This window comes from Methanobrevibacter woesei (genome assembly GCF_003111605.1).
Lineage (GTDB): Archaea > Methanobacteriota > Methanobacteria > Methanobacteriales > Methanobacteriaceae > Methanocatella > Methanocatella woesei.
Genome location: NZ_MZGU01000004.1, coordinates 687,565 through 702,531 on the forward strand (window position 1 = coordinate 687,565; position 14,967 = coordinate 702,531).

At 28.9% G+C, this 14,967-nt stretch carries 15 protein-coding genes; 14 read left to right on the forward strand and 1 reads right to left on the reverse strand.

All coding sequences use genetic code 11. The features are described from left to right. Position 1: 1 nt before the first annotated feature. From trpC to MBBWO_RS06180, 9 genes are all read left to right on the forward strand, one after another. Positions 2-778, forward strand: coding sequence for an indole-3-glycerol phosphate synthase TrpC (gene trpC, locus MBBWO_RS06140; protein WP_116669996.1), 777 nt, complete (start codon positions 2-4; stop codon positions 776-778). After that, a complete protein-coding gene (gene trpB / locus MBBWO_RS06145) occupies positions 771-2,552 on the forward strand; it encodes a tryptophan synthase subunit beta (RefSeq protein WP_116669997.1) in 1,782 nt (593 codons plus the stop codon). Before trpC ends, trpB begins: the two co-directional genes overlap by 8 nt. Then, a complete protein-coding gene (trpA, locus tag MBBWO_RS06150; RefSeq protein WP_116669998.1) occupies positions 2,545-3,318 on the forward strand; it encodes a tryptophan synthase subunit alpha in 774 nt (257 codons plus the stop codon). The genes trpB and trpA overlap by 8 nt, the downstream gene beginning before the upstream one ends. Before the next feature lie 98 nt (positions 3,319-3,416). After that, positions 3,417-3,761: a hypothetical protein gene (locus tag MBBWO_RS06155; protein WP_116669999.1), complete on the forward strand. Its 345-nt coding sequence runs from the start codon at positions 3,417-3,419 to the stop codon at positions 3,759-3,761. 17 nt (positions 3,762-3,778) lie between these two features. Next, positions 3,779-4,459: a hypothetical protein gene (locus MBBWO_RS06160; RefSeq protein WP_116670000.1), complete on the forward strand. Its 681-nt coding sequence runs from the start codon at positions 3,779-3,781 to the stop codon at positions 4,457-4,459. Positions 4,460-4,543: 84 nt separating this feature from the next. Continuing rightward, positions 4,544-5,566, forward strand: a complete 1,023-nt coding sequence (locus MBBWO_RS06165) for an aldo/keto reductase (protein ID WP_116670001.1) — start codon at positions 4,544-4,546, stop codon at positions 5,564-5,566. Between the two features lie 52 nt (positions 5,567-5,618). After that, positions 5,619-6,620, forward strand: a complete 1,002-nt coding sequence (locus tag MBBWO_RS06170; protein WP_116670002.1) for an oxidoreductase — start codon at positions 5,619-5,621, stop codon at positions 6,618-6,620. Between the two features lie 92 nt (positions 6,621-6,712). Then, positions 6,713-7,063 (forward strand): HIRAN domain-containing protein, encoded by a 351-nt coding sequence (locus MBBWO_RS06175; RefSeq protein ID WP_116670003.1) that lies wholly within the window; start codon positions 6,713-6,715, stop codon positions 7,061-7,063. 12 nt (positions 7,064-7,075) lie between these two features. Continuing rightward, complete coding sequence (locus MBBWO_RS06180; protein WP_116670004.1) at positions 7,076-8,026, forward strand: ARPP-1 family domain-containing protein; 951 nt, start codon at positions 7,076-7,078, stop codon at positions 8,024-8,026. 5 nt (positions 8,027-8,031) lie between these two features. On the opposite strand, the gene MBBWO_RS06185 is transcribed toward MBBWO_RS06180, so the two are convergent. Next, positions 8,032-9,615: a ClC family H(+)/Cl(-) exchange transporter gene (locus MBBWO_RS06185; RefSeq protein ID WP_116670005.1), complete on the reverse strand. Its 1,584-nt coding sequence runs from the start codon at positions 9,613-9,615 to the stop codon at positions 8,032-8,034. Between the two features lie 160 nt (positions 9,616-9,775). On the opposite strand from MBBWO_RS06185, the gene MBBWO_RS06190 reads away from it, so the two are divergent. From MBBWO_RS06190 to MBBWO_RS06205, 5 genes are all read left to right on the forward strand, one after another. Next, positions 9,776-10,174 carry an EF-hand domain-containing protein gene (locus MBBWO_RS06190; RefSeq protein ID WP_116670006.1) on the forward strand — a complete coding sequence of 133 codons (399 nt, stop codon included), beginning with the start codon at positions 9,776-9,778 and terminating at the stop codon, positions 10,172-10,174. An 84-nt stretch (positions 10,175-10,258) separates the two neighbouring features. Next, positions 10,259-10,432: a hypothetical protein gene (locus tag MBBWO_RS08135; protein WP_165807935.1), complete on the forward strand. Its 174-nt coding sequence runs from the start codon at positions 10,259-10,261 to the stop codon at positions 10,430-10,432. Between the two features lie 295 nt (positions 10,433-10,727). Continuing rightward, entirely contained in the window at positions 10,728-11,333 is a 606-nt protein-coding gene (locus MBBWO_RS06195) for a hypothetical protein (protein ID WP_116670007.1), read from the forward strand. A 21-nt stretch (positions 11,334-11,354) separates the two neighbouring features. Next, positions 11,355-12,623, forward strand: coding sequence for a BREX system ATP-binding domain-containing protein (locus MBBWO_RS06200; RefSeq protein WP_116670008.1), 1,269 nt, complete (start codon positions 11,355-11,357; stop codon positions 12,621-12,623). Between the two features lie 6 nt (positions 12,624-12,629). Beyond that, a complete protein-coding gene (locus tag MBBWO_RS06205; protein ID WP_116670009.1) occupies positions 12,630-14,804 on the forward strand; it encodes a DEAD/DEAH box helicase in 2,175 nt (724 codons plus the stop codon). Positions 14,805-14,967: the final 163 nt, after the last annotated feature.

The window sequence follows — 14,967 nt, forward strand, 5'->3', positions numbered from 1 at the left end:
TATGTTAGATGAAATTGTTTTAAAAACTAAAGAAAGACTTGAAGAAGCTAAGAAAAACAAACCATTTGATGACTTGAAAGAAGAGGTAGCTAATTTAGAAATTAATTTTGACTTTCCCTTTGAAAAAGCATTAGCTAGTGAAGGTTTATCTATAATAGCTGAAGTTAAAAAGGCTTCTCCTTCAAAAGGTTTAATTGCAGAAGAGTTTGATTATTTGGATATTGCAAAGGAATATGAAACTGCTGGTGTTTCAGCTATTTCTGTTTTAACAGAACCTTACTTTTTTAAGGGCAGTAATGATTATTTAAAGGAAATTGCTTGTGAAGTGGATGTTCCTATTTTAAGAAAAGATTTTACAATAGATCCATACATGATTTATGAGGCTAAAATTATTGGGGCTTCTGCAGTGTTACTTATTGTATCTATTTTATCTGATGATGAATTAAGATATTATCTTGAAATAGCTGATTTATTAGGACTCTCAGCTATTGTTGAAACTCATGATAGGAAAGAAATTAAAAGAGCTTTAGATGCAGGTGCAAGAATTATTGGTGTTAACAATAGGGACTTAAAAAATTTTACTGTTAATATTAATAATAGCATTGAGCTATGTAGATTAGTGCCATCTGATATTTTATTTATTTCTGAAAGTGGTATTAAAACAAAAGAAGATACTCTTAAATTAATAGAAAATAATATTGATGCAGTTTTAATTGGTGAAACTTTGATGAAAAGTGATGATAAGAAATCTTTAATCAGGGAGTTTAAGCATGGTTAAAATCAAAATCTGTGGACTTAAAAGATTAGAAGATATAGAAATTGTAAACAAATATAAACCGGATTTTATTGGATTTGTGTTTGCAGAAAGTCCTCGCCAAGTTAATCATGACTTAGCAGAGCAATTGAAAGACAATTTAAACTCTGATATTAAAGCTGTTGGTGTATTTGTAGATAATCCTCAAGAAGAAATCATTGAATTATTTAATAGGGGCATTATTGATATAGCTCAGCTTCATGGCAGTGAAGATGAAGAATATATCCAATCATTAAAAGATAAAACCAACAATAAACTAAAAATAATAAATGCAATAGAAATTAAAGATGAAACTGATATTTCTCAATATGATAAATCTCAGGATGATTATTTGTTATTTGACAGTGGTAAAGGTAGTGGAAAGACCTTTAACTGGGATTTAATTAAAAATAATATTAAAAAACCTTTCTTTTTAGCTGGTGGAATTAACAGTAAAAATATTTCCCAAGCTATTGATAAATTTAAACCATTTGCCATAGATTTAAGCAGTTCTGTTGAAGTTAATGGATTTAAGAATGAAAGCAAAATAAAGGAAATAATGGAGGTAAAAAATTTGAGTAGAGGAAGATTTGGACAGTATGGTGGTCAATATATCTCTGAAACCTTAATGAATGAACTTATTTGCCTGGAAGAGCAGTACAATCATTATAAAAATGATCCAGAATTTGTAGAAGAGCTAAACACATTGCTAAAGGAATATGCAGGAAGACCATCCATACTTTATTATGCTAAAAGAATGAGTGAAGACCTTGGCGGTGCGAAAATCTACTTAAAAAGAGAAGATTTGAACCATACAGGAGCACATAAAATCAATAATGTTTTAGGTCAGGTGTTACTAGCTAAAAAAATGGGAAAAACAAGAGTAATAGCAGAAACTGGTGCTGGACAGCATGGAGTAGCTACTGCAACAGCTGCAGCTCTTCTAGACATGGAATGTGAAATATTCATGGGTGAAACTGACACTGAACGTCAGGCATTAAATGTTTATAGAATGGAACTTTTAGGTGCAAAAGTTCATAAAGTAACATCAGGAACAAAAACACTAAAAGATGCTGTAAATGAGGTTTTCAGAGAATGGATTTCAAGAGTTCATGATACTCATTATGTTATCGGTTCTACAATGGGTCCACATCCATTTCCAATGATTGTTAGGGATTTCCAATCAGTAATAAGTAAGGAAGCTCGCCAGCAAATACTTGAAAAAGAAAGTAAATTACCAAATGCCGTTATAGCATGTGTTGGTGGTGGAAGTAATGCAATGGGTGCCTTCTACCATTTTATTGAAGATGAAGATGTAAAGCTTATTGGATGTGAAGCTGGTGGAAAAGGAATAGATACACCTTACAATGCAGCTGCAATTAATAATGGAAAAGTTGGAATATTCCATGGAATGAAATCAATTTTCTCACAAGGAGAATATGGACAGATTGCTCCAGTTTATTCAATATCTGCAGGACTTGACTATCCTGGAATTGGGCCTGAACATGCACATCTAAATGAAATAGGAAGAGCAGAATATGTTCCAGTTAATGATGATGAAGCTGTAGATGCCTTTGAATATTTATCAAGAATGGAAGGAATTATTCCAGCTATTGAAAGTGCACATGCTGTTGCTTATTCAATGAAAATAGCTCCGGAAATGAATAAAGAGGACATTATCATTGTCTGTTTATCTGGAAGGGGAGATAAAGATGTAGCTTCAATTGCTAGATATAAAGGGGTTGATTTACATGAGTAAAATAGGAAATGCATTTAATGATAATAAAGCATTTATTGGGTTTTTAACAGCAGGTGATCCAAACAAGGAAAAAACCATAGAATATATCCTAGCTATGGAAAATGCTGGATGTGACTTAATTGAGATTGGAATTCCATTTTCAGATCCAATGGCTGAAGGAATTGTAATTCAGGATGCAAATATAAGAGCTTTAGAAAATAAAACAACAACTGATGATGTATTTGATATTATTGGAGAAGTTCGTAAACAATCTGACATTCCAATAGTATTTTTAACTTATATTAATCCTGTTTTATTCTATGGATATGATAAGTTCTTTAAAAAATGTGGGGAATTGGGTGTTGATGGTTTTATTTCACCGGACTTACCATATGAAGAAAAAGGGGAAATAGCTAGTTATGCTCGTGAAAATGGTGTTGATATAATTTCATTAATAGCTCCAACATCAAAAGAAAGGATTCAGATGATTGCAAGTGAAGCCGAAGGATTTGTCTATGTTGTTTCTTCTCTTGGAGTAACTGGAATGAGAAGTGAAATAAAAACTGACTTAAATGCAATTATTGAGGATATTAGAGATGTTACTGATATACCTGTTGCTGTTGGTTTTGGTATCAATACTCCTGAACAGGCAGAAAACATATCCAAAATAGCTGATGGAGTTATTGTAGGTAGTGCAATTGTAAAAATAATTGAAGAACATGGTGAAAATGCAGCAGATGCATTGAAAGAGTATGTATCTTCAATGTCTAAAGCATGCAATAAATAAATATTGCACCTTCCTATTTTTTTTTAAATAATCGATATGAAATATTTTAATAGTTTTAAAAATAAAACATTCTATTAACTAATAAAAGAGAGGATAGAATGAATGAGGATGATTTTGGAAAAGATATAGAAGCTTCAGCTAACTATGTCTATGAAACATACAACAATCCACTTGTTACACCTGAACTAGCAATTGAACTTGTTCCTGTTATTAAAAATCAGCTTAATTTCTGTCAGAATCTTCAATCAATAATTGATTTTTCAAGTTTCTTAACAAAACAACAAGTGGAAAGAGTTTTTATGGAAGATTTATCTTATTTTTCAGCTAAAGAACAGTTAACTTTAGAGGAAAAGATAGATAAAATCATTGAAAGCGATGAAGATCAACAATTATTTAAAATAAACAGTGACACATATTTATTTTTCAATCCAACAAAAGAATAATTCTTTATGGTGGAAATATGAAATTTAAAAAAATAATTCTTATAATAATTATTATAATAGCTATTATAGGGGTTTTGGCTGTTTACACTCCTGGTGAACATGTTGAAATAGGTTCAAATGAATTGGGCTCTGTAGAAAAGAATATCTATAACTATTATGGCTCAAATATTACCATAGCTATTATAACTGGAATGCATCCAAGAGAAACCTTAGCTATTGAGCCCGAAATTGCTTCAGCTAAGTTATTTGCCTTATCTCATGGTGTAAATATGATTAACTATGATGTGGATGTTACAAAAGATCCAACAGATTATACCAACAGCCGTAACAATGGTGAGAGCCTTGTTCATGACTATGTTGTTCCAGATATAATTGAAAATACCACTGCAGATGCTGTTATCATTAGCCACTCTCATATTGAAGGTTATGGTGAAGGTTTCTATGTAGCTACCCCAGCTATGGATGATGCATCTGTCTATTTGGGTGAAAGTATAAGGGATTCTGGAATTGACTTTAATTATTTCCCTTCTAACAGTAATGGAAATTATCAAAGCTCTTCAGCAGCTTTAGTTTCTGCTCCATTAGCTAATGCTGGTTTTCCTACATTAGTCTATGAAATTCCTGAAAATATTACTTCATGGGATTCAACTTCAAGAACTTATGACTTATTGCAGGTTGTTTATGATTTAGTTTCATAAACATTATTTTTTTTTATAATTCCAAAATTATATATATTATTAATAAATTAAATAAATATATATACTAATGAGAAGGTCATATTAATGGAATATCAAAAATTAGGAAATTCAGATTTAAATGTATCAAGAATATGTTTAGGATGCATGGGCTTTGGAGATAGTGAAAATGGAATGCATACCTGGACAATTAATGAAGAAAAAACACGTGAAATTATTAAATTAGCATTAGATAATGGAATTAACTTTTTTGATACAGCTATTGGATATCAAAATGGAACAAGTGAGCAATATTTAGGAAGAGCACTTGAAGACTTTGCAAAAAGGGAAGATGTCTATATAGCTACAAAATTCCTACCAAGAAGCAGTGAAGAAGTTAAAAACAACATATCTATGAGAGAACATATAATTGACTCATTAAATCAAAGTTTAAGTAATTTAGGAGTTGATTATGTAGACTTGTATATCTATCATATGTGGGATTATAATTCTGATATTGAAGAGGTAATGGAAACCTTAAATGAACTGATAAATGAAGGAAAAATAAGGTATATTGGAATATCTAACTGTTTTGCATATCAGCTTGCAAAAGCAAATGATTTAGCTGAGAAAAATGGCTGGGCTAAATTTATTTCAGTGCAAGGCCATCATAACTTAATATTTAGAGAAGAAGAAAGAGAAATGCTTCCTCTTGCAAAAGATGATAATATTGGATTAACCCCTTACAGTTCACTTGCATCTGGTCGCCTATCAAGAAGAGATAATACTTCTAAAAGAGCTAATGAAGACACAGTTGCCAAATCTAAATATGGAAAAACAGAAGCAGAAGATGAATTAATCATTGAAAGAGTAGAAGAACTTGCCTTAAAACATAATGTTTCAATAAGTGAAGTTGCTCTTGCCTGGTTACTTACAAAGGTAACCTCTCCTATTGTTGGTGCAACTAAACCTCATCATGTTGAAACAGCTGTAAATTCTGTTGATTTGAAGTTAACAGCTGAAGAAATAGCTTATCTTGAAGAACCTTATGTTCCTCATGAACTAGTTGGAGTAATGGCAAATATTAAAGGTATGATGAATACAATTGAAGATGCAATGTCAGATAATTAACAGCAAAATTTATTATAAAGTAATTGTTTAAATAGCTAGTGGGAGTGTTATTTTGAAAGATATATTTGATGAATGTTATTTAGGCGATTTAAAACTTAATAGCCATATTATCAGAACTGGAACTTGGGAAACAGAAACTGAAGATGGTGGTTTCCTAACTCCTAAAGTATTTGACAGGTATGAAAAAATTGCTAAAAGTGGAACTGGTGCAATAATATCTGAAATATTTGCCCTAGATCACAGGGACAGATTCTACCCATATTCCACTAATACGAACTATAAAGGATTTTTTAAAGATTATAAAGAGATTACAGATTTAGTTCATAAATATAATGTTCCTATTTTAGGCCAGTTAGCTTTTTTCTATTATAATGATGGACTTAACCAAAAAGTAGAGCCTAATGATATATCTTTAGAAGGAATTAGACGCTTGCAAGCAGAAGTTATAATGGCTGCTAAAAAATTTTCATTTGCAGGTTTTGATGGAATGCAGATAAATATGGGAAATAACTTCTATCTTGCACGTTTTATTAATCCTTACTTTAATCAAAGAGAAGACAGCTATGGTGGAAGCACTGAAAACAGAGTAAGAATTGTCTCTGAAATTATCAAATTAATCAAAGATAACTTTGATATGCATATTAGCTGCAGAGTAAATCCTAATGATGTAAGGAAAGGTGGAATAACACAGGAAGAAAATATTGAAATTTGCAAGCTTCTTGAAAAGGCAGGAGCTGACAGCATTCAGTTAACTGGAAGAACAATTTCCTATGCCTATGAGGAAATGAGATTAAACCCTTTTGTTGATTATGCCAATAAATTAACCAATGAACTTAATATCCCTGTAATTTTAGGTGGAAATCTAAGGGAAATGAGCAAATTAAATGAAATATTAAACACTACCAATGTTGAGTTCATGTCACTTTCCAAACCATTTGTAGCACAACCTGATTTCCTTGCTGAATGGAAGGAAAATGGTGAAGGCGTTTCAATCTGTCAAAGTTGTAATAACTGCTATTCTAAAAAAGAAAGCTATTGTTTCAAGTTTGACTAATCTTCTTTTTCTTTTTTTTAATAATTTGTATTCAAATTTAAGTATAAATTATATATACTTTAAACACATATCAATATTAAAAAGGTGATATGATGGATGAGGAAATGTTTTTTACAATTGTTGGTTTTAAAAACTATCATGGATTAAAGCCTTTTAAAGTTGGAGGATTACTTAAACTAATTAAAGATAAAGTAAATGCCTATGATGATGAAGCAATAGCTGTTGAAATGCGTTATGCTGGGAAAGTAGGTTATGTAGGTAATAGTACCAATACAGTGTTTAGAGGAACAATGAGTGCTGGTAGATTATATGATAAAATCGCTGATGAGGGTTATGCTCAAATAAAGTTTATCGGACAAAACAGTGCTATTGGTAAAATATTATCTAAAGAGGAAGTTGATATTCTAAAAGAAGATCCTGACTGTGATTTTTATTATATTTAAGGGGTTTTTATTATGAATGTGGCTGTTAAGATTTCTAAAAAACAGAATTATAAGAATCTTTCAGTATTTCCTATTATAAATAATAATCAGATGAAACTAGATTTTATTGATTTGAAAACAGGACTTGAAATGGGTATTATTTCTGTAGAAGAATGTAAAACTAGTGATGTTTCACATGTTGAGTTACATAATAACTCGATTGCTCCACTACTTTTAATCGATGGTGAAGAAATAATTGGGTCTAAGCAGAATAGGATTATTAATGAAACATTGATTATACCTCCTAAGACTAGGGAAACAATATCAGTATTGTGTAGTGAAAAAGGCCGTTGGGAGTATAAATCTGATTTCAAATATTCAAACTATTTTGCTAATTCATCAACCAGGACCAGAAAATTAGAATCTCAGATTAATAATGAAGATATACAAAGTGGAGTATGGAATTCAATTGACAGATTAGATAAAAGCAGTTCAACATATTCCCTAACTAATGCATTAAGAGATACCTATATTAATAATCAGGAAGTCTGTAAAGACTATTTAAAACATTTTAAAATAACTGATAACCAGGTGGGTGTTTTAGTTGTTGTTAATGGAATGATAAAAGGAATTGAAATTTTTTGCAATACTATCATTTATAAAAAATATCATGACAGTATTTTAAAAAGTTATATCATTGATGATTTCTCTAATAGTTCAAATAACAATATTACTGAATTAACAGCATCCACTACTTTAGAAAATATTTTAAATGCAAATTTAACTAAAAAGAAATCTATTGGATTAGGAAATCATTATATTATGTCTGATAACTCTTATAATGGTTCAATTGTATTTTTGGACGATAATCTAATTCATGCTATTTACTTTGGAATGATACCTAAGTATACTTGTGAAGATAAGATTAACAATCATGAGGATGATTATATTTTTGATGAATCAGATATCAGTATCATTGAATAATTTTTTTATTTAATCTTTTCATCCATTATTTTTTCTATTTCTGCATTGTTTTTTGAGTAATTCTTGCTGTCCATCAATACATAAATCTGATCTGCATAATGAAGGGTAATATCATCATTAGCTAAAATATATTCACCATTTCTTGTAATTGAAACTACAATGCAGTTTTTTGGGAAAGGAACTTCTTTTATAGTTTTTCCTAAATATTTCCATCCAAAAGGAATCATATACTCAGATAAAACATGTTTTGATGTATCCTGCACAATATCAAAGTTATTTTTACTTAACAATCTTTCAAATAATGATTCATAGATTGGTCTATTGTTAAGAAGCATTGGTATAGAATAAGCTATTATAACAACAATTAACATAGCAACAAGAGATTCTGTTGATCCGCACATCTCAGACAGTAAAACAACACCTGTTATTGGTGCTCTTATAGTAGCTGCAAAAAATCCAGCCATTGAGATAACAATGAATTTATAGATTATAACTTCTTCAAAACCTAGAAAGGGAGTAGCTATTGAACCAAAAACAGCACCTATATATGCTCCAATTACTAAAAGAGGTAAAAATATACCTCCAGGAATTCCTGCTGAAAAGGAAACAACTGAAAATAAATACTTGGCAACAAGTAAAAGCACTAAAATGCCCAGTGATGGAATGGCAAAATCAAGTATATTTAACATGAAATGTCCACCATCAAGGATTTCAGGAATATACAACCCTACAACTCCAGCTATTAAAAATATTAGCACAAATTTTGCTTCAAGTGGTATATTTGGAAATCTGTCCCAGAAATCATTTGATTTTATCATTCCAACATTGTAGATATAACCGCAGATACCTAAAACAATACCTAAAACAATGAAAATCCAATAGCTGGATAGAGGTATTGTTTCCAAGGGAAAATTAAGTGCAGTGGCCTGTCCAAAAAAAGATTTAGATATAAAATCTGCAACAATAGATGCAATCAGTGCAATAAAAATTAAAGTTTTATCAAAGCCATGATTTATTTCTTCAATAACAAATATTACTCCAGCTAGAGGTGCATTAAAAGCTGCTGTAATACCAACAGTAGATCCTACTAAAATTAATCTTAATTCATCAGTTTTTGATGCTTTAAAAAGTTTTGAAACTCCTTTTCCACTCATTCCCCCAATTTGAACTGAAGGACCTTCAGGACCTAAAGATAATCCTCCAAGAGCTGTTAATATACCTGCAGTAATTTTTGAGAATAATACTTTCCACCAGTTTGTATCTAAAAACCCTTTTACTTCTGCATTAATCTGGGGAATTCCGCTTCCTATACTATCAGGTTCCCATTTAACAAGAAATGCAGTTATTAAACCTAAAATAGTTAGTGTTATAAACCACAATAAAATTAAAAATATATTTCCATTAATAAATGTAAGCAAATCTCTCAGAACGGTTTCAGAACCACTTAATAAAAATCTATATAGGCAAACCATTAATCCGGCAAAAATTCCAACTAATATTCCTTGAATAGCTAGTTTTGATAAATGTTTTGGATTATTTACAATAGTTCTTAAATTTTTTAACAGTAAAAAGTATTTATTATCACTCATAGGTTATTTTATATTTTTATATTTCTTTAATTAATAAATTTTGTTAAATTATTTATTTTTCTTTTTTATTTATCATGGTTTATCATTATTCGGTTTAGACATAAGTTAACCATATCTATTTAATTATTAAAAATATATTTATAATAAATGAGGGATTTTAATGGACAAAACTGAGATTTTATTAATAATACTGGTTACTATTGTTATCTGTTGTGTTGTTGTGGCTGGTTTAATCCTTTTTAATCAATTAAATAATAATACAACTGTAACAAACACTTCACAGGCAACTGAAATTAATTCTGATACTGTTAGTTCATCTTCAACTAGTGATGAGATAGATTATGAATCTTATTATTACTCAAATTCATTTGAAGATACTGATACTGATGGGGATGGGTATGTAACCTTATCTGATATGAATCTTGCACATACTCCTTTTGATATTAGAGATCAGATGTATACAGATTCTGATGATGATAATGATGGTAGACTAAACCATGATGAATACTATAAGTTCATGTATAAATTAAACTATGATAGAGCTAGTTATGGGTTGTAACTAGCTATTTTTTATATTTAGAAAACTATTTTAATAGATAATTACTTATAGTTTATATAATTGTTACTTAGTGGTGGTTAAATTATGACAGTTTATATTGAAACTACTGATGGAATGTTTTTAGAAGGTGATTTATTAGAATGTTATTCTGATGAAATCACTATTGATGAACGGTTTATGGGTGTTATTACTGTCCGTAGAAATGAAATCTGTGATTTGTACGGTGATGTAATGCTTGAAGAAATGGATTCATATTAAGAAATCCTCTTTTTTTTATCTTTTTTAATAACTATTGAATTAGATTTATTTTTACTAATAATTTTAAAATAATTAATATATATCAAATTACAGATATATTAACATAAATTATTATTCAGGGGGAAATTGCATTAACTCTAGTGAAAATAATACTCTGAAAACAGAGGATAATGAACATAAATTTTGGATTCATAGAGTAATTTTAGATGATTTTTCTGAATTTAATGAAAAAAAATGTATTGGTTCTACAAAAAAAAATTCACTACTAATTAAAAAAATTAATAAAAATGATTTATTGTTTTTATTAACAAAAAGAAATGGTATACTAGAATTTTTTGGATATGCTAAAGTTGAAGACACTTTTATTGATAATAACTCATTATACAATGATTATTACAACTCTAAAAAGAAACTAAAGCTTAAAATAAAGTATTTTGAAAACCCTATTTCCACTTTAGATATTAGTGATGAATTGGATTTTGTTAAAAATAAGAAAAGAAGTGCTGATTCTTTTAAATCTGAGTATAAAGAAATTGGTATAGATGATTTTAAAGTGATTAGACGTAAGGCTAAATTAGTTAATACTTTGCCTGCATATTTAGATGAAATCTCTATGAATTTAAATGAATTTTTGGAAAATACAATATATTTAGCTTATAATATTGTTAAACACTATGAAACTAGAAAGCAAATCGAAATTTTAAAATTTTTAGATATTGTTGAAAAGTTTTTAAAAGGTTATGGTGTTAAAAAAGATAAAAAATATCTTATACACTTTTATTCAAAAAATGCTATATCCTTTGGTTTTAAACACATTCCCTCAAGAGATCCAGATAAATTTGTACCATTATATACATATTCTGGGGATAAAAAGAATTTTGCATATATAAGTTTGGAGTAAATATTAAAGGAGTTTATTTTTATGGATTATGAAAATGTCTTAATGGCACTTAAAAATGGTAATGTTCCAGAAAAAGGTGTAAAAAATTTATGTATTGGTCGTGAAAAGGAAATCGACGAATTTGAAAAATTATTAGATAAAGTGAATAATAAAAAAGCTATTGTAAAATTTATTAATGGAGAATTTGGTGCTGGAAAATCATTTTTCTTAAAAGTTATTGAAGAAATGGCTTATGATAAAAATTTTGTTGTATCATGGATTACTTTAAGTAATGATGTTCCTTTTAATAAGATTGATATTGTTTATAAAAATATAGTTAAATCCTTGAAATGTAAAACTGGAACTTCTCTAAGCCATATTATTGATAGGTGGATTACAGAATTAAAAATGATGGCTTTTGAACAAACTTCCAATCCTCAAAAACAAAATCAACTGGTTCAAGAGTCAATATATGATGATTTAGCAGAAACTAGAGAACATGCAAGTGCTTTTGCAATGGCTATTGAAAGTTATAATAAATTAATGAATGAAGAAGATTATAAAACTGCAGAATATGCAAAAGCATGGTTACGTGGAGATTCAAATATTCCTTACACAGAAAAAAGAAAATTTGGTGTTAAAGGAGATGTTACTAAAGATAATGCAATTCACTTTTTAGAAGCACTTTCCATATTTGTTAAATCAATTGGTTACTCTGGTTTAGTAGTTCTTATTGATGAAGCTGAATTTACAATGAATTTACACACTAAAAAACTTAGAGATGTTGCTTACAATTATATGAGAGATATTTATGATAATTGTAATTTAGGTAAATTTGAAAATTCATTATTTGTTTTTGCAGCAACTCCTGAATTATTTGATAATGCACAAAAAGGAATACCTTCTTATGAAGCTTTAGATGATAGGCTTAAAGATGTTTTAGATACTGATTTGCCAGATATGAGAAAACCAATTTTCAACTTAAAAGGATTTGAAAAAGAAGATTTACTTGATGTTGCAGGCAAATTACTTATAATGCATGAAGAAGTTTATAAATGGAATGCAAATGATAAAATTAATCCAGTTTTAAATGATATTGTTGAAATTCATGCTGAAAATGCAGGTTTAACTGGTGGTAAAGTTACACCAAGAACATTTATAAGATCATTTGTTAGTTTATTAGATACAGTTCAACAAAATCAGTCCTACTTTAAAGATTCCAATGAAATTCTTAATTTATTTAATGACAGGGAATCTGAGTTAAATGAAGAGAATTTTAATGCATTAGATGAATTTGATGATGATTGGTAGATATTAATGTCTGAATATCCAATAGAATTATTAAGTGATAGAGTAACCTCCTTTCTAGGCAATAAACTGGGATGGAGTAAACTTAATCCAATACAGGAAAAAGCTATTCCTTTAATATTAAAAAACAGGGATACATTAATATTGGCTCCAACAGCTTCTGGGAAAACAGAGGCTGTTTTAATTCCTATTTTTAATGAGATTCTTACAAAAGGATTAAAACCAGTTAGTGTACTTTATATTTCTCCTTTAAAAGCACTTATCAATGATATTCACAGTCGTATTGAAAGTTGGGGAAATTATTTTACATTAACAGCCACTAAATGGCATGGGGATGTTTCTAAGTATGATAAAGATAAATTTATTAAAAAACCAACTGACTTTTTATCCACCACTCCTGAATCCTTAGAAGTTATTTTAATGAATAGAAAAGAAGGAGAGAAAAATAGGATTTTTAATAATATTAAGTATATTGTAATTGATGAAATTCATTATTTTGCTGATTCTGATAGGGGAATCCAATTAAATTCTCTTTTAAACAGATTAAAAGAATATTTGCCTAATGATGTTGTAACTGTAGGTTTATCAGCTACTGTTGGAAATCCTGAACAGATAGCTAGTTGGATTAATCCTAAAAAACCCGCAACAGTTGTAATCGATGATAACAGACGTAAATTCCAGTATAAAATATTAGATATTGATGAAAATCAGGTTACTAAAATACTGTCAAAATATATGGATAAAAAAGTTTTAATTTTTGTTAATTCAAGAGCAACAGCTGAATTAGTCTATTCTAATTTAAAAAAGAGATTAGATGCAGAAAATGTCTTTATTCATCATGGTTCTATTAATAAGGATACTCGTGAAGAAAATGAACAAAGATTCAAAGAAGTACCTTATGGGTTTATGGTTGCCACAAATACTTTAGAATTAGGAATCGATATTGGAAATATTGATTTAGTTTTTCATGTTAAACCTCCAGCTACTGTAAGTGGATTCTTACAAAGAATGGGTCGTAGTGGACGTAGAAAAGGTATTCAACGTTCTATTATAGCTGCAAAAGATGTTAATATATTTAAAGCATTAGCAGAAATTATATTATCTCATGAAAGTAAAGTAGAGGATATTCATATTTCAAAAAGGTCAATGGATATTTTTTTCCATCAGATTTTAAGTTCTCTTTTTGCAAAAGGAAGAATAAGTGTAAATGAACTTTATAAAGAGTTAACTCAATGTTATGCTTTTAGTGAAATTAAATTTGATGAATATAAGAGATTACTAAAGCATATGGAAGAATTAAAGTTAGTTGATTATTATGAGCCTTATTTAAGTTTAGGTTATAACTTTGAAAAAGAGTTTGGTAGAAGAAATTTCATGGAATTTTTTGCTGTTTTTATGCCAAGCTATGAATATCAGGTAAAACATGGAAGACAAGAAATTGGAGGGCTTGATGTTTCATTTGCAATATTTTTAGCTCCTAATGATACATTTACATTAGCCGGTAAATTATGGAGAGTTAAATCAATTGATCATGAATTATATCATATTCAAGCTGAATTAGAATCAAATGTTAAGTTAGCTATTCCTAAATGGTTTTCTGGTGGTGCTCCTGTAAACTATTTGATTTCACGTAAAATGCATGAAATAATTCTAGGTAATTTTGATGAAAAATTCCTGAAACCTTTAGATAAACATGCAAGGGAGTTTATTGAAATCGGTTGTTCATTAGCTCGGCAATCTGGTTTTAGTGAAGGAATCATCCCAATAGAAAAAACAAATAAAGGTGAATACTTCATATATACTTTTGCTGGAGATAAGGCAAATAAATTACTAGCTACAATATTTGAAATCTATTATGAATTAGATAATGTAGTTTCTAATCCATTTTATTGTTCTTTTAAAGTAAATAATGAAGATTTGACAAATGAAGATATGGAAGATATCATCTATGATGTTAAGAATATCTTAAAAAAACCAGAAACTATTCATAGACTTGATGATTTAACAGCTGAGTTTAAGAAAAATAAATTTATTAAGTATCTCCCTTCAGAAGATCGTGCAGAGCTTAAAAATCGTATCTTATTTGATGAAAATGCTTTGATTGATGTAATTGAAAATAACTCTTTACACTTTATTCCATCAGAATGCCTATTCAGGAAAAAAATTTTAGGTTATGATTTATAGTTATTTTTTTTCATTTATTTTTTTATTCTTTTTAATAACAACTTTTTAGACATTTTTTAATAATTAATAAATAATAAGAAATTCATATTTATATTAATAAAGATTTTTGTGGCTGTTGTAGGACATATTAAATATAATGATTGAGCCTTAAATGACTTTATAA

Coding starts and splice junctions, on each gene's coding strand:
- trpC (WP_116669996.1), top strand. CDS start 2: ATGTTAGATGAAATTGTTTTAAAAACTAAAGAAAGACTTGAAGAAGCT.
- trpB (WP_116669997.1), top strand. CDS start 771: ATGGTTAAAATCAAAATCTGTGGACTTAAAAGATTAGAAGATATAGAA.
- trpA (WP_116669998.1), top strand. CDS start 2,545: ATGAGTAAAATAGGAAATGCATTTAATGATAATAAAGCATTTATTGGG.
- MBBWO_RS06155 (WP_116669999.1), top strand. CDS start 3,417: ATGAATGAGGATGATTTTGGAAAAGATATAGAAGCTTCAGCTAACTAT.
- MBBWO_RS06160 (WP_116670000.1), top strand. CDS start 3,779: ATGAAATTTAAAAAAATAATTCTTATAATAATTATTATAATAGCTATT.
- MBBWO_RS06165 (WP_116670001.1), top strand. CDS start 4,544: ATGGAATATCAAAAATTAGGAAATTCAGATTTAAATGTATCAAGAATA.
- MBBWO_RS06175 (WP_116670003.1), top strand. CDS start 6,713: ATGGATGAGGAAATGTTTTTTACAATTGTTGGTTTTAAAAACTATCAT.
- MBBWO_RS06180 (WP_116670004.1), top strand. CDS start 7,076: ATGAATGTGGCTGTTAAGATTTCTAAAAAACAGAATTATAAGAATCTT.
- MBBWO_RS06185 (WP_116670005.1), bottom strand. CDS start 9,615: ATGAGTGATAATAAATACTTTTTACTGTTAAAAAATTTAAGAACTATT.
- MBBWO_RS06190 (WP_116670006.1), top strand. CDS start 9,776: ATGGACAAAACTGAGATTTTATTAATAATACTGGTTACTATTGTTATC.
- MBBWO_RS08135 (WP_165807935.1), top strand. CDS start 10,259: ATGACAGTTTATATTGAAACTACTGATGGAATGTTTTTAGAAGGTGAT.
- MBBWO_RS06200 (WP_116670008.1), top strand. CDS start 11,355: ATGGATTATGAAAATGTCTTAATGGCACTTAAAAATGGTAATGTTCCA.
- MBBWO_RS06205 (WP_116670009.1), top strand. CDS start 12,630: ATGTCTGAATATCCAATAGAATTATTAAGTGATAGAGTAACCTCCTTT.